Raw genomic sequence first — 21,115 nt, 5'->3', positions numbered from 1 at the left:
GGTGTGGAAGACCGGGGTCTTTCCGGAGCAGTGAGGGAGCAAGGTCTTTCCGGAGGGGTGGAAGCCCGGGGTCTTTCCGACGGAGGCGGAGGCGGAGGCGGGGGAGGGGCGTCAGACGTTGAGGACGAGCCGCCGGCCGATCGACTTGCTGACGCACGGGAGCATGTAGCCGGACTCGGCCTTCTCCTCGTCGGTGAGCACCTCGTCGCGGTGGTCGATCCGCCCGGCGCGGACCTCGACCTCGCACGTCCCGCAGATGCCCTGACGGCACGAGGACGGGACGGCCACCCCGTTGCGGTTCAGCGCGTCGAGCAGCGGCTGGTGCTGGGCGGCCTCGAAGGTGACGCCGGTCTTGACGCACTCGACTTCCACGGCGCGGGGCATGTCGGCGGTGCCGCCCGCGGGCCCGTCGGTGATCAGCTGCCGCGCCCCGGGAACCTCGTCGACGGCGGCGCGCACGGCCGCGACCATCGCGGGCGGACCGCACACGCCGATGACGGCGCCGACCGGGATCGCGGTGACGACCTCGGCCCAGTCCGGACGGCCCTCGGTCTCGGTGTCGAGGGTGACGACGGTGCCGTCCTGCTCCCGCGCCAGCTCCCGCAGGCGCCCGAGGAACGGGAACTCCGCCGCGCCCCGGTCGACGTAGACCAGCCGCCACCCGCGCAGCCGCCCACCGTCCAGGACCGCCAGGACCGGGTTGACGCCCACGCCCGCCGCCAGGAAGTGCGTGAAGGGGGCGGAGTGCTCGGCGGTGAACCGCCCGCTCGGCGCGGAGACCCTTACGGGTGCCCCGACGTGCAGGCGGGGCGAGAGGTGGTCACGCCGGTCGCCCTGGTGACGGTTGCGGATCGCCAGCTCGTAGCCGTCCTCGTCGGCGGCCACGACCGTGAAGGTCTTGACGCGCGGACCGACCCGCAGTGTGACGTGCCGGCCGGGCACGGCGACCGGAAGCCGCTCGCCGCCGGGCGGCGGGGAGATCCAGTACCGGGTGACCGTCGGCGTCAGGACGTGCGCCGCCCGGACCATGGCCGTCCTCATACGATCAGCCCCGATTCCTGGAACGCCTCCAGGGTCGCGCCGTGCTCCAGCGCGCCGGCCTCGACGAAGTACTGCAGCGTGGGCGCGGCTCCGCGGCGCACATCGGCCACGATCGTGTCGCGCGCGTAGACGTCGCTCATGACCTGTTCCACTTCCGGGCCGGTCAGGCCGGCGGCCCGCAGCCCGAGCGCCGCGCTCGTGTAGTCCGGCTCCAGGAACGCGAAGATCAGCTGGGGGATGTACGGGCCCGCCAGCTCCCGCTCCTTGCGCGTCATCGAGGGCCACAGGTACCGCAGCAGCGTGGAGAAGTAGGTGTGGTGCTTGGCCTCGTCCACCGCGTGGTCGGCCACCATCTCGCGGACCCCCTCGGGAAGCCGCTCGTCCCGCGGAAGGTCTTCGAGCACCGAGGAGATGAGCGTCTCGCTGACGATCGCGAAGAGCATCTCGTCCAGGCCGCGGATCTCCGGCGGCAGGGCCTCGTGGATGCGGGCCAGCTCCGCGGTGAACGTGGGCGCGGCCGGGAGGGCCGGGGCGACACCGGTGCGCGTGCGGACCTGGCTGAGGATCTCGTAGGTGAACTGGGCGTGCCAGGCCTCGTCCGTAACGATCTTGAACGCGTCCGCGCGCATCCCCTCGGGCAGGTCCAGCCCGGACATGCCGCGGCTGATGTGCCCGGTGACCGGGATGACCGCGCTCTGCTCCAGGTCGATGGTGAACCGGAGGTACTCGTAGAGACGGTGGATCAGCACCGCCTCGCGGACGCGCGGCTCGGCCCGCTGGAGCAGCGGGTGGGACAGGGCGGGGACGAGTTCGGGGCTGAAGAACAGCTCACCGTCGTCCTCAAGCGCCCGCAGGGGGGCGTTCCGGACGGTGGCGACGCGTTCCCAGGTACGGAAACGGCTGCGGTACTCGGCGGTGACGAACGCCTGGTCGAGGCGTTTCTGGTGACGGCGAACGAGAATGGTCCGGTTGGCCGCACTCGCAAATTGCAGTGCCATTACTTCTCTGAAACCTTCGGGATGGTCCGAAAAAAAGTTCGCGAGACGCGGATGCTGCCAGTGGGGGAAGGGGCCGTCAACCGGCAAGAATTTGCCGCCGGCCGGTGTTGTCCGGATTCGCCACCGTTGGTGATTTCTCGAAGCTTCCCGAAGGTTTCCGAAGTTTCCCGAAGCGGAACAAAAGGAAAGGCGACCGGCAAAAAATTGCCGGTCGCCTGAGGTGAAGGGGAACAGGCAAAAACTTGCCGGTTCACACCGGGGACGCCGTGTGTAAGGTGTGGCTACGGCAGCAACAAGGTGCAGCGGAGGCCGTGTTGATAGGCGGGGAGAAGCACTTGAGAGGTCACGCTGATCTGTTCGGGGGAGACGTGCGGAAGGTTTAGCCGGTACCGGTGACCCTGGCGGAAGGCGACGACCTTCGGCCCCTGCTCCCAGAGCCGGCGGCACTGGGAATCCCGCAGGATCTCTTCGAGCAGCCCGTCGAGGAAGGCGCTGCGGGGAGAGCTCGTGGCCAGGGCGAACCGGAGCATCGCGAGATACACCTCGGCGTGCTGCCACCAGTCGAGCATCTGCTCACGGGCCGAGGGATCGGTCAGCGCCCAGCGCAGCAGATTGGCGCCCGGCTCACGCACCCACGGAAACCAGGCGGCCATGAGGGCGTTGTAACCCAGCATGTTCCAGGAACCGTCGGTGAGATAAGCCGGGAATCCGCTCTGCGCCGAGACCAGCCGCAAGAGCGCGAGCTGATTCTCGGTCTCACCCGCCTCGTCCGCGAGAGTGATCCCGGCGGCACCGGCGACCGCGTGACTGTATAGGACCATGCGTTCGTCGGGCCCCAGGGCAAGCGCCTCGGTAAGCCGGCTCAGCATATCGCTGGAAAGCACTATGGAGCCCCCGGCTTCCAGGCTGCGGTACCAGCGTTCGCTCACGCCCATGCGTTCGGCGACTTCCTTTTGCGGAATCGCCTTTCCGCGCCCGAGCTTTATTCCCGCATCGACCCGCCAGAACCGCAGAAGGTGTGGCAGTTCCATGACCTTAAATCACCCCTCGTCATGGGCGCGATTCTAAGCGCGCACGAAGAAAACGGAAAGTGACGAGAGTCTCAAGGCCTTGGCACGGGTCCCGGAAATGGCTCCCTGCAAGCCGACCACCCCAACTGCCCGCCCAACGCAAGGCAGTTGCATCACCGCGACAACAGGAAAGCGGATCCCCATGCAGTACGCGCCCCCGTCCGGCGACCGGCCGGGAGTGACCCGGACAACACCGCGCCGGGTGGTCGTCACCGGCCTGGGAGCGATCACCCCGCTCGGTGTCGGCGTCCCGGCCCTGTGGCAAGGACTCCTCGAAGGCCGCAGCGGCGTACGGACACTGGAAGGCGCGGAGTTCTCCGGCCAGCCCGTGCGCATCGCCGCGACCGTACCGGCCGACCCCGCCGAGCTGCTGCCCCGGGTCCAGGCCCGGCGGATGAACCGCGCCGCCCAGTTCGCGGTGATCGCCGCCCGCGAGGCATGGCGGGACGCGGGTTTCGCCCCCTCCGGAACCGTGGAGAGCGGCATCTCCCCGGAACGGGTCGGAGTCTGCCTCGGCACCATCATCGGCGGCGCCCCCGTCCTGGTCGACGGCGACCGGCGGCTGTGCGACAAGGGCCCGCGGAACGTGCCCCCGCTCACCGCCCCCATGACCGTCCCCTCGCAGGCGGCGGCCCAGGTCTCCCTGGACCTCCGGATCACCGGCGAGGCCCGCACCGTCGTCAGCGCCTGCGCCTCCGGCACCGAGGCCATCGGCCAGGCCATCGACCGCATCCGCCACGGCCACCTCGACCTCGCCCTGGCCGGCGGAACGGAAGCGGCCATCACCCCCTCCGTCATGGCCGCCTTCTCCGCGATGCGTGCCCTGTCCACACGCGACGACGAGCCCACCCGCGCCTCACGCCCCTTCGCCAAGGACCGGGACGGCTTCGTACACGGTGAGGGCGCCGGGCTCGTCGTCCTGGAATCCGAGGAACACGCGCGGGCCCGCGGCGCACGCGTCTACTGCGAGGCCGCCGGCTGGGGCCTGTCCGCCGACGCCCACCACATCGCCGCCCCCGACCCCACGGGCGAGGGAATCCTCCGCGCCCTCCACCGAGCCCTGGCCGACGCGCACGCGTCCCCGGCGGACGTCATCCACATCAACGCCCACGCCACCGCCACCATCGAAGGCGACCTGGCCGAGGCCACGGCCCTACACCACCTCCTGAACGAACGCGGCCGACAGGCCCCACCCCTCCCGGTAACCGCGATAAAGGGCAACCTGGGCCACCTCCAGGGAGCGGCCGGCGCCGTGGCAGCCGTGACATCCGCCCTCACCCTCCACCACGGCCGTATCCCGCCCACCATCGGGTGCGACGACCCCGATGACGCGTGCGACCTGGACGTGGTCACGCACGTTCCGCGGCCCTTGCCGACGGGTGGCGGTGTCGTCCTCAGCAATTCCTTCGGGTTCGGGGGGCACAACTGTGTGCTGGCTTTGCGGGGTGGGTGGGGTGGGGCTTGAGCGGTTTTTTTGGAGGGGGCTGGGGTCGGCCCTCCCCCAGCGCGTGACCAGCCGGCCAGCGAGTCCGGCCGGCTGGGGTGAGCCTTACGTCCGCTGGCTCACGGTGAGGAGGGAACCGAGCGTGGCCCGCAGACCGGCACGGATCTCATTCCGCGGCGTGTCGGGGCGCTTCCAGTGGACGGCGCGCACATGCCGGAATCCCGGCGCCTGGTCGGCGCGGTAGCGGTAGTCGCCGGTGAGGTAGCCGATGGCGACATGTCCGTCCTTCCGCGGAAGCACGATGAGGTTGCCCGGGGCCATGACCGACCGGAAGCGCCACAGCTGCCCCTGCCAGTTGCTCAGCACCCGCGGGCTCTCGCGCGGATAGGCCTTGCCGAGCTCGGCCCCCAGGCCGTCCCAGGACACACAGTGCGTGAGATCACCGAGCTCCGGCCACCCCGCGATGCTGAGTCCTTCGCTCAGCGAAGCCTCCTCCCGTTCCCCGTCGGCTCCGGCACGCACCATCCATGCTCTCGCCATGCCAACCCCCGTGCACCCGCCGATAGTTGTGGGTTATTGACGACTCTGAGGCGGACGGGTAGCCGAAACTCCCCGGACGGTGGACCGGCACTGCACGAAGCGCCAGATGATCTCGCGCCGGGCCTGACCGGCCGCCGAAAACCCCAACAGGAGCACCACCCCCGCCGACCGTCCCCTCTCCGGCACATCACGCCCCGGGAGACCCCAGAGCGATGTCGGTGTCCTGCCCGCCCCATCCTTCGGGGCTGTGCCAGATGACGTGGACGTTGAAGACGTCGCGAAGGGTGGCCGCGGACCATTCCTCGGCGGGCGGTTCGCAGAGAACGAGGTGAAGGCGGTCGGCCGGCGTGGGCAGCGTGTGGTTGATCTCGATCAGCCGGGCCGCGCCGGAGCGGAGGTCGGCGTAAGCGGAACAGCCGGGGCCCAAAGCCTCGTAGAGGAAGAGGCCGCGCTCGGTGACACAGCTGACGTCGACGACCGCGGAGTCGGTCGGCTGGAGGTCTGCCCAGAGGAGGGCCCCTTTCAGCGTATGCCGGACCGCCTCGTGCTTCTTGCACGCGCGGTCGGCGGCGGCAGCCGCCTCCAGCGCGCGGAGGAGGCCTTCCTGAGCGGTCGGGGTCGCCTGAGCGGTCGGGGTCGCCTGAATAGCTGGGGCCGCCTGAGGGGGCGGGGCCGGTCTGGCGGAGGTGGTGTCCGCGGTGGTCATCTGTACTTCTTCCTTCTGCTCGGGTTGCCGCGGGGCGACGGGGACCGTGTCGTCGGGTTGCTGCTCGGCCTCAGTGGCGAAGCGGGCCCGGAGCGCCCGTCCTGCTTCGGTGAGGGGCTCCGCCCAACCGGAGGCCACCATGTCCTCCTTGAGGCGCCCCGCTTCCAGGGTGCCGTCCTTGAGCGCGCGGTTGGTCGTCGTGGCGAGGTCGCGCAGAACGACGAGGCTGTCTCTGTCCGGATCACCGAACAGGTGCAGTACGTCGACCCAGTCGGCCTGGTCCCGCCTCAGAATGCGGTTGGCCATGCCCTGGAGCTCGGAGAGGCGACTGCGGGCATCGGGGACGTCGCCGTCGCTGTGGATCAGTTCACCGAGCACGCTCAGTGCCGCGAGATAGCGCCCCGCCATCCGGGCCGAGATCGGTGAACGGCCGCGCTGATCGGCCGTGAGCAGCGTCTGGTTCGTCTCGTTCGCGAAGACCCAGCAATTCAGCTTCTCGCCCAGCCCCGGAGGGACCGATCCGTGGCGGACGGTGAGAACCAGCGGTCGGTCGATCACGGGCGACAGCGGCCTGACCTTGTAGCGACCGCCAGGGGTCCGCCCGACGACCTCCACCCTGACATCGGTGCCGATCCGGGGAAGGCGTCCCTCGGCGTCATGCGGCTGGGCGTCGGATTCCGCCGGCTCCCCGTCGTTCTTGGAGCCAAGGAGCACCTTCGGGAGCGGGGCGGTGTGCAGGACGGTCAGGCTCTGGGTGCTGCGGGTCAGGGCCACGTAGAGCTGCCGCAGACCGGCGGGGCCCCGGTCGGCGATGGTGGCGGGCTCGATGACCAGGACGTGGTCGTATTCCATGCCCTTGGCCTGGGCGGCGGCCAGGACGGAGACGGCCTCGCGGTGCTGCTCGCCGATGTCGCCGCACTCGTCGATCCTGCGGCTGATCGCGTCCAGCCAGTCGGAGTCGTCGGGGACGATGACGGCGACGGAACGGAGGGTGCTGCCGTCACTGGTACCGACCAGGCGGGTCACCTGGGTGACGGTGTCGTCGAGGAGCTGCCACGGCTCGGTCGCCACCGTCCGCACGGCGTCTTCGCCCGCCTCCCGCACGGCCCGCGGGTAGGGCAGTGCCGGCGCGACCGCCCGCGCGAGCGGGGCGACGAATTCCATGATCTCGGCAGGGACGCGGTAGCTCGTATGGAGTTCGGCCACGCGCCAGTCGCCGTGGTCGGACAGGAGCGCGCCGGTGCGGTCCCAGCTCGTCGGGATGTGGGGGCCCGTCGCCTGTGCCAGGTCGCCCAGGACGGTCATGGAGCCGCCCACGGCGCGGCGCCGTCGCAGGGCACGGGCCTGCATGGGAGTGAGGTCCTGTGCCTCGTCGATCACGATGTGCCCGTACCGCCTCGGGGCGTCCCCGCTGATGAGCACCCCGAGCTCTTCGAGGCAGACCTGATCGTCGAGCGTCCACGGGTCGGCGTCGGCGCTGGCGGCGCGGGCGCGGAGCAGGGCGGCCTGCTCGTCCTCGTCGAGGATTCCCTCGGCGCAGACGCGGAGGAGGTCGGGTGAGTCGTAGAGGGTGCGCAGGGCCTCCCGAGGCCCGGGTGACGGCCAGACGCGTTCGACGAGCCGCTCGACCCGGCGGTTGCGCTCCAGGTCGCGGCGGATCGTGCTGGGCTGTCCGCGCCGGGGCGCGATGTCGGCGAGCTCCTGGAGGAGACGGTCGACGAGTAGGCCCCGGAAGCGGTCACGGCGTTCCCGGAAGGGTCCGTCGCCGCCGTGGGCCTGGTCGAGGAGCGCCAGGACCTCCGACCGCGGCACCCGCAGGGTCGTGCTCCCCGCGGTCACGACGATCGCGGGCTCGTCGCCTTCGAAGGCGGGCGCGGTGGTGAGGCCGTCGAGGGCTTCGGGACGGTAGTCCTTCTCGACACGGCGCCGCAGGACGGCCGCCATGCGTTCGTCCGACTTCACGAGCCGGGCCTGCGGGGAGTCGGTACCGAGGACCTCGCCCTCCAGCAGCCGGCTCAGCTGGACGGCGTTGACGTCCCGGGTACCGAGGGTGGGCAGGACCTGGCCGACGTAGTCCAGGAACCGCTGGTGGGGGCCGATGACGAGGATGTCCTGGGCCTTGAAGTGCTCGTTGTTGACGAGCCAGGTCACGCGGTGGAGGCCCACCGCGGACTTGCCGGTGCCGGGACCGCCCTGCACGACGAGGATGTCCGAGGGGGAGCCCGTCACCAGGTCCATCTGGTCACGGCGGATGGTCTCGACGATGTCCCGCATACGGCCACCGCGGGAACGTTGGAGTTCCCGCAGCAGGAAGTCGTCCGGCTGCGGCGGTTTCCGCCGCAGGCGCCGGACGACGTCGCCGGGAGTGGGGGCCGGCGCACGGTGCTCAGCCGGTGGCGGAACGGAGACTCCTTGCGCGTCCTCTGCCACATCCTCCGCCGCCCCCTCTCCCACTTCCTCTGCCGCAACGCCTTCGTCAGCGGCCGGCCGCGGCTCCGGGACGGTTGTGGGAGCGGGTTCGCGCACCGGCGGGGCGATCTCGTCGAAATAGCCCTCGACGACACGCTGCACGCAGCGCTACTGGCGCCGCAGGACCACCTCACCCGGGTCCTCCGGCAGTGCCTGCGCCCACCTCTTCGCCAACGGGCTGGTCCACAGCAGGACCACCGGCTCGTTGGAGGCATCCCGTACGCCTCGACGCCCGATGTACCAGGGGCGGGGCTCCGCGCCGGGTTCCTCCGGCGCGTCGACGCGGGCGAAGACGAGGGCCTGGTCGCCGAGCCCTCCGTAGGCGGCGGCACGCGCCTCCGCCTCGACCCGGTTGGCGATGCCGTCCTTGCCGGTCGCCGATGCCATGGCGGCCGAGGTCCCGTCCATCTCGGCCAGTCGCGCGGCGTAGCAGTCGTACGCGTGGTCCACGGCCTTCTGCTCGACGGCGAGGATCTCGGCCCGAGTGATGGTGCTCATGTGCGTCCTCCCTGCGGTGCCGAGGGGACACCGCTACGGGGCTGTGCCCGTACCCCGCCGAAACACCTATCAGAGGTCGTGTGGTGACGAACAGTCAGGTCCCTGGTTGGTGGACGAGGCACCGATCTCCGTCTGCCGGACCTGCGCACAGTCGTACGTGGCGTCCATACCGTGCCGGTGGCAGGGGACCCGCTCGGCCGGGACCGGGCGGTCTGAGGGCGAGAGGGCTGAGCCACCCGCTCGGCGCCGGCGGAATGGGGACGGCCTGGCACAGCCCGCGACGAGCGCTGGGACCGGTGGTCGGGGTCAAGATCATGCTCGTCGGCACCCGAGGTCAGCCCGAAGACTCGCCGGCACGGGAGCCGGGCGCACACCAGGTATGGGCGGTGATCGCGGAGACGCGGATCGTGCGTCTCCGATCCGCGCGCCTCGATGAGGGCATTCCGCACGGCTGCGGCTGCCGTCAAGGCAGCCGTCTGGAGGCGCTGGATGCGTACACCGCCCACCTCTCCGTTCTGCTCAGGTCGTATAGGCGTCGGTACGGACGAGCGCCACAGAGGGAGCCGGGCGGCCTTGCATAAACTGCTGGGACCCAGGCAGCTCGTGCCCAGAGCGGCGCGCACAGGCCGCAAGCGCACAGGCCACAAGGAGGGCACAGCACCGTGGAGCCACTGAGGGACGGGGACCCGAAGGAGATTGGCGGCTTCGCTCTCGTCTGCCGGATCGGGGCCGGCGGTATGGGCCAGGTGTTCCTCGGCGAGTCCGCGGCCGGCCACCAAGCGGCCGTGAAGGTCATCAAGCCCTCCGTCCTGGACGAGGACACCCGCGCGCGTTTCCTGTCCGAAGTGGAGAGCCTGCGCACGGTGTACGGGCCGTTCGTCGCCGCCTTCGTGGGGGCCGACGCGAACGCCGATCAGCCGTGGCTCGCGGTGGAGTACGTCCCCGGGCCGGATCTGCGCACCCTTGTCGCCGGGCGCGGACCGCTCCCGCTCGCCGAGACGGCCAGCCTCGGGGCACTGCTGGCGGAGGGCCTCGGCACGGTGCACGACGCGGGGCTGCTCCACCGTGACCTGAAGCCGCAGAACATCCTGCTGTCCCCGTACGGCCCCAAGGTGATCGACTTCGGTCTCGCCGTGCTCGCGGAGCGCCGCACCACCTTGACGGCGACCGGTTTCGTCGTCGGCAGCGTGCTGTGCATGCCGCCGGAGCAGGCCCGGGGCGAGCAGCAACTCGACCGGTCGGCCGACGTCTACGCGCTGGGTGCGGTGCTGCTGTTCGCCGCGACCGGGCACTACCCCTACGAGGGGCCGACGTGGCAGGCCGTCGCCCTGAAGATCGAGGACCCGGAGACTCCGCCCGACCTGACGGGCCTGCCACCGGAGCTCGGGTCCCTGATCACGGACATGCTCGCGCCGGACCCCGGCGCCCGGCCGGCCCTGCCCGAAGTCATCGAACGGCTGGTGCAGGTCATCCGCGGCCAGGGCCTGACCGCCCTCCAGGCCAAGTACCGCCTCACCGACCTCACGCCCGAGATCGTCGCGCCCCAGCTCCCCGCACCGGAGGCGCCCACCGCCGTCGACCCCGCCTACACACCCACCGTCGTCGACGCGGCGGCGGTGGAGGACGACGAGCAGCCGGGCGCGCCGGCACCGGCCGGGGACGAGCAGAACGCCGCCAAGGAGGAAACCGAGGAGGAAGCCGAGGAGGCCGCCGTTCCCTCCACCCCGCAGCCCGTCGTCCCCGGACCGGACGGGCCCCCGCCCCCGAGCGGCAGAGCCACCGCCGTCCGCCCCTCGACCCCCCTGCGCATCGCCGAGCGCATCCGTGCCGCGTACGCCCGCGAGGCACGCTTCTGAGCTGCTCACATTCGCTCGCCGAAGCCCGCACAGCCCCCTCTTTTTCCGCCCCGTGACAAACTTGCGGTCGCAGGACCGCACGAGGAACGGAAAGACGGAGGGGCCGCAGGTGACCGACCAGGGGGCGACGCAGGACGGGACCCGGTACCCGCCGGGGGCGCAGATCCTCGTACGGGACGAGGAGTGGCTGGTCCGCAACACCACCTCGACCGATCACGATGGGGAGCGGATCGAGGCGGTCGGCGTCTCCGAGTTCGTCCGGGACGAGGAGGCCGTCTTCTTCAGCGGGATCGACAGGGTGGAGCTGCTCGATCCGGAGAAGACCCGCCTGATCCCCGACACCTCCTCCTACTTCCGGCGCAGCCGCCTGTTCCTGGAAGCCGTCCTGCGCAAGACGCCGCTGCCCCAGTCGGAGCGGGGCCTCGCCCTCGCCGACCGCTTCCTGCTGGACCCGCTCGTCTACCAGCAGCGCCCCGCCGAGCTCGCCCTGTCCATGCGCAACCTCCGCCCGCGGGTGCTGATCGCCGACGTCGTGGGCCTGGGCAAGACGCTGGAGATCGGCCTGACGCTCGCGGAGCTCATCCGCCGGGGCCGTGGCGAGCGCATCCTGGTCGTGACCCCGCAGAGCATCCTGGAGCAGTTCCAGCACGAGCTGTGGACCCGTTTCTCGATCCCCCTCGTGCGGCTCGACTCCCTGGGCATCCAGCGCATCCAGCGGGAGATCCCGGCGGGCCGGAACCCGTTCACGCACTACAAGCGCGTGATCATCTCCGTGGACACGCTCAAGAACATCGGCCAGTACCGGCACCACCTGGAACGCATCCGCTGGGACGCCGTCGTCATCGACGAGTCCCACAACCTGATCAACCCCGGCAGCCAGCGCCGCGCCCTCGCCGAGATCCTCGCGCCGCGCACGGACGCCCTGCTGCTGGCCAGCGCGACCCCGCACAACGGCGACAAGCGTTCCTTCGCCGACCTGATCTCCCTGCTCGACCCGGCCGCCATCGCCGATCCCGAGCGGTACGACCCGGCCGAGGACCTCGGGCACCTCTACATCCGAAGGACGAAGATCAGCCCCGAGGTGCGGGATGAGATGGGCACCGAATGGCCCGACCGCGGCCCCACCGTCTCCCTGCACTGCGCCGCCACCGAGGCGGAGGAGAAGATCTTCGCCGAGCTGGCCGAGCACTGGCTCCCCGCCCCGCCGACGAGCACGGAGTTCGGCACGGCCGACCAGGAGCGGACCTCGGTCGCCACCGAGCAGCTCTTCGCCTACAACCTGCTCAAGACCTTCCTCTCCTCCCACGTCGCCCTCGGCGAGACGGTCGGCAACCGCATCGCCACGCTCGGCGACCGGGTCCGCAGGGCGGAGGAGAAGGGGCTCACGCCCGATCCGGCCATCGGCCTGGAACAGCAGGCCCTCGCCCGGCTCCAAGAGATCATCGCGGGCATGGGCGACGGCACCGCCCCCGGCGACTCCGCCAAGCTCGACGCACTCGTCGAGCAGCTCAAGGAGATCGGTGTGGGCCCCCGGTCCACCACCCGCGCCGTGGTCTTCTCCGAACGCGTCCGCACGCTCACGTGGCTGGCCGAGGTCGTCCCCGCCCGGCTGGGCTTCCCGGTCGGAGCCGACGGAACGTCGAAGGCCGTGTCCGTCATGCACGGCGGCCTCAGCGACGACGAGCAGGCCAAGGTGCTGGAGGCGTTCGGTCTCGCCGACACCTCCGTCCGGCTGCTGTTCACCGGCGATGTGGCCTCCGAGGGCGTCAACCTGCACCGCCAGTGCCACCACCTGATCCACTACGACATCCCGTGGTCGCTGATCCGCATCGAGCAGCGCAACGGCCGTATCGACCGGTACGGGCAGAAGTACGAGCCCCAGTTCCGGGCGCTGATCCTGACCTCGTCCGTCCCCGGCGCCAAGGACGACCGCACGGTCGCCGAGAAGCTGCTCCGCCGCGAGGAGGAGGCGCACAAGCTGGACGGTACGGCCGAGGCCGTGTCCGGTTTCTACCGGGCCGAGGAGGAGGAGCGCCGCCTCATCAGGGAACTCGTCCGCGGTGGCACGGTCGAGGACTTCTTCGAGCACGCCCCGGCCGAGGACACCGACCTAGCCCACCTGTTCGGCCAGGTGGACACGATCACCGAGCAGGAACTGCCCGCCCGCGCCGAGCTGATCTCGCTCTTCGAGGACGACACGGCCGGCTTCGTCAACACCGCCCTCGAAGAGGTCTACCAGGAGCGCGCCGAGGACCTGATCGGCCTGTCGTCCGGCGCCGACGCCAAGGGCGGCGCGTACTTCTCCCTCTCCCCGGCCATGGCCCCCGACCTGCTCCACCGCCTCAAGGCCCTGCCGCCCTCCTACCTGAAGGAGCAGCGCGTCGCCGAGCGGATGCTCGTCACCTTCGACCGCGCCCTCGCGCAGCGCAAGCTCACCGAGGCCAGGGACAGCAGCACCACCATGTGGCCGGAGGTCTCCTTCCTCACCGACATCCATCCGGTGGTGGAGTGGCTGACGGACAAGGTCCTCGTCGAGTTCGGCCGGCAGGAAGCCCCCGTCATCACCACCCCGCACGTCGACGGACCGGTCTTCCTCGTCCAGGGCATCCACTCCAACGCCCTCGGCCGCCCCACCGTTGTGCGCTGGATGGCCGTGTCCGGGCTCAACGCCGACGGCACCGGGACGCCTGAGGTGCGCCCCATGGCGGACGCGCTGCGCGACGCGAAGGTCGGCCCGCGGCTCGCCCGCACCGGCGGACCGGGTGACCTGGACCGCCTCCAGGCCCTCGTCCCGGCCGCCGTCGCCGCGGCCCGCCGCCACCTGGACGCGGGACGGGCCGAGTGGGAGGAGCAGATCAGCGAGCCCCTCGCCAAGTACCGCGCGCACGTCGCCCAGTGGCGTGCGGAGTCCCTGCTGCCCGGCATCACGGGCCGCCGCGAACGCCTCGTCGAGGAGACCGCCGACGAACTGGCCCGGCTCCTGGACCAGCTGCACACCACCGGCCGCCCGCTGCTGCGCGTCCTGGCCGTCCTCGACCGCCCCGGCACCCCGGACGAGACCGACTCCCCGGGCCCCTTCGCACCCGACGCCGGGAACGACGACGCCGACTCCTCGGGCCCCCACGCACCCGACGCCCACCCGTCCGACGCCCAGGCGGAGAACTGACGTGACGTACGACTCGCTGGTCAACCACGGCGACTACCTCTCGGCCCACTACCTCGCCGAAGTCCTCCCCAAGGACCTCAAGGCCAAGGACGGCCTGCTCGCCCGTTGGGCCGCCTTCGAGGAGCGGGAACGCCGCCGGCACGCCGACGCCGTCGCCGAGGCGAAGCGCCAGGGTCTCGGCGCCGACTCCGTGCCCCCGCGCGCCCGCACCCCCCGCGAGGGGCTGCGCGCCCTGCGCGGCCCCTACTTCGCGGGCCGCGCCGCCCTCGCCCAGGACGCGGAGGCGCTCGCCGCACCCGGCGCGCCCGCCCCCGCGGGCTGGCAGAAGCGCGTCACCGAACTCCACCTGGACACCCTGCACGCCCTCGGCTACACCGACGCCCACGAGCAGACCGTCACCGTCCACCGGGCCGACCACGAGTACACCGTCCAGGTCGCCCACGCCGAACCCGGCCTGTACGCCGTCTCCTGCGGCTGGACCACCCAGCCCGACGCCGCCCTCGACCCGGACGGCGCCGGCCGCCTGCTCCACCCGGTGCAACTGGAGGCGTCGGCGACCGTCGAGGACGCCAAGGCCCTCACCGACTTCCTCTTCGCCTGCGACACCCCGCCGCGCTACGTCCTCCTGCTCGTCGGCGGCGTCATCGTCCTCGCCGACCGCCTCGCCTGGCCCGAGGGCCGCTACCTGGCCGCCGGCCTCGACGCGGCGCTCAACCGGCGCGACGACCGCCACGGCGGCGAACTCGACACCATCGCCGCGCTGTTCGGCGCGGACTCGCTGCGCGTCCCCACCGAGGGCGGCACCGCGCCGCTCGCCGGCTTCCTCGACAAGTCCGGCAAGCACGCCGTCGGCGTCTCCACCGAACTGCGCGAGGGCCTGCGCCTGAGCGTCGAGTGGATCGCCAACGAGGTCCTGGACCGCCTGCGCGAACCGGTGAACGGCATCACCCCGGCCGACCTCGACGACCCGGCCCGCCTGGCCAAGGAGCTCAGCCGCCAGTCGCTGCGCTACCTGTACCGGATCCTGTTCCTCCTGTACGCCGAGGCCAGCCCCGCGCTGGGCATCCTGCCCTCCGACTACCCCGAGTACGAGCAGGGGTACGGCCTCCAGCGCCTGGGCGATCTCGTCCTGCGCGACCTCGTCGGCGACCGCTCCCGGCGCGGCTTCCACCTGTACGAGTCGCTGGACCTGCTCTTCGAGAAGGTCGAGAAGGGCCACCGCCGCTACGGCACCGAGCCCGAGGACCTGGCGGCCGAGGCCGCCGCCCGCGAGGCCGCCGAGGCGGAGAGCGAGGCGGACCGGCTGCTCGCCGACGGCGCGATCACCCAGGCCGAGCACACCGAGCGGGTCCGCGAGGCCGACCGCGTCCGCCGCGCCGCCGCCCGCAGCACGAGCGCGGGCCTGCGCTTCGAGGCCCTGCGCTCCGAACTGTTCGCCAAGGAGGCCGTCCGCCTCATCGCGGACGACCAGATCGAGAACCCGAAGTACCGGGGCGGCGAGGGCGAGCGGCGCCGCCCGTGCCTGGACACCCGGTTGCGCAACGAGACCCTGCACAAGGTGCTGCGCCGCCTGATGCTCACCAAGGGCAAGGGCCGGGAACGCGGCGGCTTCATCTCGTACGCCCAGCTCGGCATCAACCAGCTCGGTGCGGTGTACGAAGGCCTGATGTCCTACACCGGCTTCATCGCCGAGGAGGAGCTGTACGAGGTCGCCAAGGGCGGCGACCCCTCGGGCGGCAGCTGGATGGTCCCCGCCTCACGCGTCCAGGACTACCCGGACGACGTCTTCGTCCAGCGGACGAACGAGGAGACCGGCCGCCCGGAGCGGGTGGTCCACCCCAAGGGCACGTTCGTCTACCGCCTGGCCGGCCGCGACCGCCAGACCTCCGCCTCGTACTACACCCCGAAGTCCCTCACCGAGGTCACGGTCGAACTCGCCCTCAAGCACCGGCTGGACCAGCACGACACCACCACCCCCGCCAGGGAACTCCTGGAGTGGAAGATCTGCGAGCCGGCCCTCGGCTCGGGCGCGTTCCTCAACGAGGCCATCGACCAGGTCGCCGCCGAGTACCTGAGGCGGCGCGAACACGAGCTGGGCCGCCGGGTGGACCCCGAGCAGCGGCAGATCGAACTCCAGAAGATCAAGGCGTACATCGCCCTGCACAACGCGTACGGCGTCGACCTCAACGCCACGGCCGTGGAGCTCGCGGAGGTCTCCCTCTGGCTCAACTCCATGCACCCGGGAATGCGGGCCCCCTGGTTCGGCCTCCACCTGCGGCGCGGCAACTCGCTCATCGGCGCGAGCCGAAAGGTCTACCCGGCGGACGCCCTGCCCGGCGGCCAGTGGCTGGCCAAGAAGAACACCCTCCCGCCGGCCGACCTGCCCTTCCGGGACGGCCCGCTGCCCGAGGGCGCGGTGCACCAGTTCCTGCTGCCCGCGATCGGCTGGGGCGCGGTCGCCGCAGAGCCGGAGGCCAAGAAGCTCGCCGAGGACGCGGCGAAGGCCCTCGGCAAGTGGCGCAAGGGAGTGCAGAAGGCCCCGAAGGCGCCGAAGCCGTTCCAGGAGCGCGGCGACGAGAGCGACGAGGCCCGGCGCAAGCGCTACGACAACTGGCGCCGGAGGGCGGACAAGACCGAACTGGGCCGGTTGCAGGCCCTGGCCCGGCGCACCGAATTCCTGTGGTCGCTGGTCGCCACCCGGCTGGAACTCTCCGAGCGGACGGTCGCCCGCCGGATCGACGTCTGGGGCGCGGACTGGCTGGAGCAGTCCTCGGAGGCGGAGGACAAGCAGAAGGTCCTCGACGACCTGACCCGGCAGGGCACGCCGTACTGGCGGCTGAAGACCGTGATGGACGCGTGGTGCGCCCTGTGGTTCTGGCCGCTGGACAAGGCCGGGGAACTGGACGGCACCGACCCGGTGTACGGAACGGGCGGCGCGCTCGTCGACGAGTCCTCGGTGGCGGGGCTGCTGGACGGGGGCCGCGCGGCGACCACCCCGGAGGAACCGGCGGCGCCGACCGGACCCGCGCCCGGGGACCAGCTCTGGCAGGCGGCCGGACTGTTCGACAACCCGGACGGCGAGCAGGGCGAGTTGGGCGTCGCGGACGAGCAAGCTGGCCTGAAGGACCCCAAGAAAAAGCGTGCTCCTGAGGGCCGTACAGCCCAGATCACCGACGCACGCCGCCCCTGCATTCCCCTCCAGAACATGGGGGACTGGCTGGACTTCCTGGAAGCCCTACTCGGCTCAAGGGACCCGGAGGGCTCCCCCCTCGAAGGCATCGAGAACATGCCGGTGGACAGAGCGCTGGAATTCCTGTCGGACATAGAGACCCGCCTCGACGGCCTCCTCGGCATGGACCCGCCCAGCCGCCTGCCCTTCCGTTTTCCCTGGCTGAGCACGGTCGAGGACATCGCCGGCACGACGGAGAAGGACATCAAGGCGGAGGACGGCCACGGCTTCTTCCACTGGGAGCTGCACTTCGCGCATGTTTTCCGGGGGCCGGGGGGTGGGTTCGATCTCCAGGTGGGGAATCCGCCGTGGGTGCGGCCGACGTGGGAGGAGAACCCTGTCCTCGCCGAGCATGAACCGTGGTTCATGCTCACCGAGAAGCCGACGAAGGCGGAACGGACGCGGCGGCGTGAGGAACTGCTGAAGTCGGAGCGGGCACGCGCGCATTTGCTCGCCGAGCTTGCGTCGACGAGCGGTATGGGCGAGATGCTGGGTTCCGGTCCGGTGTATCCCCTGCTCGCGGGGACGCAACCGGACTTGTATCGGGCCTTCATGTGCCAGACGTGGCAGCACATGGCGAGCAACGGCTCCGTGGGCCTGGTCCACCCGGACTCGCACTTCAGCGGTGACCGGGAAGGACGGCTGCGCGAGGCCGCTTACACCAGGCTACGGATACACGGTGATTTCGTGAACGCGGGCAACAGGTTCTTCCCGCCGCCCGTCGGCCGGTCGAGTCACTTCGGCGTGCACATCTACGGGCAGGCGGGCGAGATCGGCTTTGACCATCTGTCCTGGCTCTTCTCCGTTGACGCCTTGCGCCTGTCGGCGGACGACGATGGCACGGCACCCGACCCAGGCGTCCGCTACGGCGAGAGCTGGGACGAACGACCGCACCGCAAGCGGATCGTCCGGGTGGACGAGGCGATGCTCGCCCGCTGGCAGAAGCTCACTGGCGACGAGGCACAGCCAGTGCGTCAGGCCCGGCTGTTGTCGCCGGTGAGCACGGCGGAGGCGCAGGCGATCGAGGCGCTCGCGGACTACTCGCTGCGGCTCGCGGAGTACGAGCCGCAGATCAGCAGCGGCTACCACGAGAGCGGAGCCAAGGCGGCCGATCTCATCGACTACAACACGCCGGATGACTCGGGCGTCGTCCGGCGACCGGCCAACTGGTCCGAGGTGATCCTTAAGGGCCCGCAGATCGGTCTGGCCAATCCCATGTTCAAGCAGCCGAGCCAGGGCGGCGGCGAGGTCCTGGGCCTCAACCCGATGACTCTGGCGAACGACGCTGTGCCCGAGTCCGAGTACGTCTATGTTGCCAAACCCGAGGTGTACCGGGCCGAGCAGGACGTGTGGGACGACGGCAGGACGCTGGATCAGCTCAAGGCGTCCGAGCGTGAGGTGGCGCGAGCGCGGAAGGCCGCAGCTGGACGGTTCGGAGTGGAGCCGTCGGATGTCACCGAGGAGCAGATAGAGGCGGAGCTGCTGCGGCGGCTGCGGAGGCCGTACACGGAGTTTTATCGGGTGGCATGGCGAGAGTTCATCGCTCCCGATACGGAGCGGAGCTTGTACACAGTAATTGCTCCGCCCGGACCGGCTCATATTCATGCGATCCGCAGTGCGGCGTTGACCGATAACCGGACCACCGCTCTCACAGCGGGTTTCTGGTCCGGAATCCCGGTCGACTACCTTCTGCGTACCACGCGGGTTAGGCACCTTGATGTCGCTCAGGCGCGACGGCTACCAGTCCCTTCCAGCAGTCACCCGCTGGCGTCGGCGCTACTCCTTCGTGCTTTGAGGCTCAATTGCCTCACATCCGCCTACACAGAGCTCTGGGAAGAGCTCTACGACCCGTCGTGGCGAGGCTACGAGCCATGGGCGGTGAAATGGTCGGGTATGCAGCCTCTTCACGAGGTCGGCCCAACGTGGGAGCGGGCAACTCCGCTGCGGAGTGAGCGCGCGCGCAGAGCCGCACTGGTAGAGATCGATGCCCTGGTCGCTGTTTGGCTTGGAGTGAGCGCAGACGCGCTCGCGGCCATGTACAAGTCCCGGTTCCCGATCATGCAGGACTTCGACGCGGTTACTTGGTTTGACGCCAATGGACGAAAGATCGCAGGTGACCGATACACCTTTGGCTTCGGCCAGACAAAGGACCACTACGAGCATTTCCTAGCCTTCCGGAAGAAGGAGCGGCCCGAGCCTCCCGAGGGCTACACCGCCCCCTTCTACAAGGCCAACCGCGAGAAGGAGATGCGCGAGGCGCACGCCTACTTCTCCAAACGGCTGCAAGAGGCCATCGACAAGGGGAAGTGGACGCCGCCTTCCCGGTGAACATCAGCGCCCCGCGTCGGACAGGTCCGATGCGGGGCGCTTGTCTTGCGGTCTGGGGGTCAGCTCTGGGCGGCGTAAGAGATGAAGTCGGCCCACGCGGCGGGGGAGAGGACGAGTTCGGGGCTCTGCTGGTCTTTGGAGTCCCGGACGTAGATCAGCTGTGTCCCCTTCGCCACCTCGACGCAGGCGTCGCCGTCGGAACCGCTGTAGCTGCTCTTGAACCACGCCCGTTCGTCGATGCTGCTCATAGTGCTCCTCGCAGTTGCTTCAACAGGCTCCTAGAATCCGCGGGGGTGAGGGCCTGTGAGCGCAGTCTTGCATACCGCTGGAGCATGATGCTGGCCGCTTTCGGGTCCGAGATCAGGATGCCGCTGCGCTGTCCTTCCGCGTAGCCGAACCATTTGTTGTCGGGGGACTCCAGGAGCATCAACGGCCCGTCGAAGCCCGCGTGATCCGGCTGGTAGCGCGGCATGATCTGCAACTCGACGTTGAACTGCGACGACTGCTCCAGCAGATGGTCGAGCAACTCCCGCGTCACATCAGGTCCTCCCGTGCCGCGTTCCAGGAGCGCCTGCTCGACGATGAAGCTGAACGCGATCGGTGGTTTGCGGTCGAACAGACGCTGGCGCTGCAACCGGGCCGTCACCTGCTTGATCACCTGCTCTTCGTCCTTCACCGGCGGAACACTTTCCGTTATGGCTCGCGCATAGCGCTCGGTTTGCAGCAGCCCAGGCAGAACGCGGCACTCATACGTCCACAAGGTCAGTGCGTGCGCCTCCAGGCGAGCCCACTCCCGGAACCAGCTCGCCAGTCCCGCCTTTCGCGTCAGATGAGGCGCAGCCTTCCGCAGCGCACCCGTGTTCCCGAGCGCCACCTCCCCACGCTCCACGAAGTCGTTGTCCGGCATCCGGCGGCCCTGTTCGACCGAGGCGACCGTGTGCTTCGAGTAGCGCACCATTTCGGCGAACTCCTCGCGGCTCAGGCCCGCGTGCTCCCGTAGGGCCTGGACGACCGCGCCGAAGGTGCGCAGACTGTCCGATGCCTCGGGCTCGGCGCTGGATCGCGCGCCCGTTCCTCCCTCTGCCGCTTCCGCATCGTCGTCGTCAGTGTTCTCATAGGCCACCGTCGGCCACCTCCCGCGCATCGGCCGCGCCGTACCGCTTCTGACTCGGCTCCATCGTTACGCCGAGTGATGAGTACTGTCCACTGTCCGTACGCGTACGCTGACGCTGCGTACGCGAGTGAGTGGTGGTGCCGACCTGTATCCGCCACCAGATTGGGCGCATGGCACCAAGGCCCACCTCCAAGATTCGCGAAGAGCTCGTCCCGGTACACGTCTTCGCCCAGCGGTTCAGCTCCACCCCGCGCGGTGCTCGCCTCGCCCGTCGGCTCGCGCTGCATCAACTCGACGTGTGGGGTGTGCCGTACGGCAGCGAGGCGTCCGACACCGCCGCCCTGCTCGTCGCCGAGCTCGCCGCCAACGCCGTCACGCACGGCCGTGTCCCCGGCCGGGACTTCGAAGTCGTCGTCACGCTCCTCGGCCGGACCTTGCGCATCGAGATCTCCGACACCCGGGGTGAGGCCCGGCCCGCCACTCCCGACGTGCCCCGTACCGAGCCCCCGCCGACGGCGGAGTCCGGCCGGGGCCTGCTCCTCGTGGAGGCGCTCGCCGACCGGTGGAACGTCCAGGACCGCGTCCCCGTCGGCAAGACGGTCGTCGCCGAGCTGGATCTGCGTCCCTGACCACGCCGACGGCCCCGGACGGTCGCA

The 21,115-nt window shown here is 70.4% G+C and carries 13 protein-coding genes; 5 read left to right on the top strand and 8 right to left on the bottom strand.

Translation table 11 applies throughout. The features are described from left to right. Window positions 1–111 precede the first annotated feature (111 nt). The 3 genes from ABZX96_RS20830 to ABZX96_RS20820 all read right to left on the bottom strand — a co-directional run bounded on the left by ABZX96_RS20830 (window position 112) and on the right by ABZX96_RS20820 (window position 3,070). Window positions 112–1,041, bottom strand: a complete 930-nt coding sequence (locus ABZX96_RS20830) for an iron-sulfur cluster-binding domain-containing protein (RefSeq protein WP_355546468.1) — start codon at window positions 1,039–1,041, stop codon at window positions 112–114. Then, window positions 1,038–2,039 carry a diiron oxygenase gene (locus ABZX96_RS20825; RefSeq protein WP_355546466.1) on the bottom strand — a complete coding sequence of 334 codons (1,002 nt, stop codon included), beginning with the start codon at window positions 2,037–2,039 and terminating at the stop codon, window positions 1,038–1,040. The genes ABZX96_RS20830 and ABZX96_RS20825 overlap by 4 nt, the downstream gene beginning before the upstream one ends. 281 nt (window positions 2,040–2,320) lie before the next feature. Then, a complete protein-coding gene (locus ABZX96_RS20820; RefSeq protein ID WP_355546464.1) occupies window positions 2,321–3,070 on the bottom strand; it encodes a helix-turn-helix transcriptional regulator in 750 nt (249 codons plus the stop codon). Window positions 3,071–3,251: 181 nt separating this feature from the next. On the opposite strand from ABZX96_RS20820, the gene ABZX96_RS20815 reads away from it, so the two are divergent. Further along, window positions 3,252–4,574: a beta-ketoacyl-[acyl-carrier-protein] synthase family protein gene (locus ABZX96_RS20815; RefSeq protein WP_355546462.1), complete on the top strand. Its 1,323-nt coding sequence runs from the start codon at window positions 3,252–3,254 to the stop codon at window positions 4,572–4,574. Between the two features lie 84 nt (window positions 4,575–4,658). Here the strand turns inward: ABZX96_RS20815 and ABZX96_RS20810 are convergent, their stop codons facing one another. The 3 genes from ABZX96_RS20810 to ABZX96_RS20800 form a co-directional block, all read right to left on the bottom strand. Next, entirely contained in the window at window positions 4,659–5,093 is a 435-nt protein-coding gene (locus ABZX96_RS20810) for a hypothetical protein (protein ID WP_355546460.1), read from the bottom strand. A gap of 187 nt (window positions 5,094–5,280) precedes the next feature. Continuing rightward, window positions 5,281–8,073 (bottom strand): ATP-binding domain-containing protein, encoded by a 2,793-nt coding sequence (locus ABZX96_RS20805; protein WP_355546500.1) that lies wholly within the window; start codon window positions 8,071–8,073, stop codon window positions 5,281–5,283. 303 nt (window positions 8,074–8,376) lie between these two features. Then, window positions 8,377–8,766, bottom strand: coding sequence for a hypothetical protein (locus ABZX96_RS20800; RefSeq protein ID WP_355546458.1), 390 nt, complete (start codon window positions 8,764–8,766; stop codon window positions 8,377–8,379). 662 nt (window positions 8,767–9,428) lie between these two features. Between ABZX96_RS20800 and ABZX96_RS20795 the strand changes: the two genes are divergently transcribed. From ABZX96_RS20795 to ABZX96_RS20785, 3 genes are all read left to right on the top strand, one after another. Beyond that, on the top strand, window positions 9,429–10,622 hold the full coding sequence (locus tag ABZX96_RS20795; RefSeq protein ID WP_355546456.1) for a serine/threonine-protein kinase: 1,194 nt from the start codon (window positions 9,429–9,431) through the stop codon (window positions 10,620–10,622). Between the two features lie 109 nt (window positions 10,623–10,731). Continuing rightward, window positions 10,732–13,788 (top strand): helicase-related protein, encoded by a 3,057-nt coding sequence (locus tag ABZX96_RS20790; RefSeq protein WP_355546454.1) that lies wholly within the window; start codon window positions 10,732–10,734, stop codon window positions 13,786–13,788. A 1-nt stretch (window position 13,789) separates the two neighbouring features. Next, window positions 13,790–19,345: a DNA methyltransferase gene (locus ABZX96_RS20785; protein WP_355546452.1), complete on the top strand. Its 5,556-nt coding sequence runs from the start codon at window positions 13,790–13,792 to the stop codon at window positions 19,343–19,345. 59 nt (window positions 19,346–19,404) lie between these two features. Here the strand turns inward: ABZX96_RS20785 and ABZX96_RS20780 are convergent, their stop codons facing one another. Both ABZX96_RS20780 and ABZX96_RS20775 read right to left on the bottom strand, forming a co-directional pair. Further along, window positions 19,405–19,593: a DUF397 domain-containing protein gene (locus ABZX96_RS20780; protein ID WP_355546450.1), complete on the bottom strand. Its 189-nt coding sequence runs from the start codon at window positions 19,591–19,593 to the stop codon at window positions 19,405–19,407. Continuing rightward, window positions 19,590–20,375: a helix-turn-helix transcriptional regulator gene (locus ABZX96_RS20775; protein ID WP_355546498.1), complete on the bottom strand. Its 786-nt coding sequence runs from the start codon at window positions 20,373–20,375 to the stop codon at window positions 19,590–19,592. Before ABZX96_RS20775 ends, ABZX96_RS20780 begins: the two co-directional genes overlap by 4 nt. A gap of 254 nt (window positions 20,376–20,629) precedes the next feature. Between ABZX96_RS20775 and ABZX96_RS20770 the strand changes: the two genes are divergently transcribed. Further along, window positions 20,630–21,088, top strand: coding sequence for an ATP-binding protein (locus ABZX96_RS20770; RefSeq protein ID WP_355546448.1), 459 nt, complete (start codon window positions 20,630–20,632; stop codon window positions 21,086–21,088). The last annotated feature ends 27 nt before the right edge of the window (window positions 21,089–21,115 follow it).

It is taken from the genome of Streptomyces sp. NPDC003077 (assembly GCF_040611095.1).
Classification (GTDB): Bacteria; Actinomycetota; Actinomycetes; order Streptomycetales; family Streptomycetaceae; genus Streptomyces.
This window is presented reverse-complemented; position numbering and strand designations above follow the sequence as displayed.

Bases quoted from the DNA above. Each gene is read 5' to 3' on its own strand.
- ABZX96_RS20830 (WP_355546468.1), bottom strand. From the start codon at position 1,041: ATGAGGACGGCCATGGTCCGGGCGGCGCACGTCCTGACGCCGACGGTC.
- ABZX96_RS20825 (WP_355546466.1), bottom strand. From the start codon at position 2,039: ATGGCACTGCAATTTGCGAGTGCGGCCAACCGGACCATTCTCGTTCGC.
- ABZX96_RS20820 (WP_355546464.1), bottom strand. From the start codon at position 3,070: ATGGAACTGCCACACCTTCTGCGGTTCTGGCGGGTCGATGCGGGAATA.
- ABZX96_RS20815 (WP_355546462.1), top strand. From the start codon at position 3,252: ATGCAGTACGCGCCCCCGTCCGGCGACCGGCCGGGAGTGACCCGGACA.
- ABZX96_RS20810 (WP_355546460.1), bottom strand. From the start codon at position 5,093: ATGGCGAGAGCATGGATGGTGCGTGCCGGAGCCGACGGGGAACGGGAG.
- ABZX96_RS20805 (WP_355546500.1), bottom strand. From the start codon at position 8,073: ATGCGGGACATCGTCGAGACCATCCGCCGTGACCAGATGGACCTGGTG.
- ABZX96_RS20800 (WP_355546458.1), bottom strand. From the start codon at position 8,766: ATGAGCACCATCACTCGGGCCGAGATCCTCGCCGTCGAGCAGAAGGCC.
- ABZX96_RS20780 (WP_355546450.1), bottom strand. From the start codon at position 19,593: ATGAGCAGCATCGACGAACGGGCGTGGTTCAAGAGCAGCTACAGCGGT.
- ABZX96_RS20770 (WP_355546448.1), top strand. From the start codon at position 20,630: ATGGCACCAAGGCCCACCTCCAAGATTCGCGAAGAGCTCGTCCCGGTA.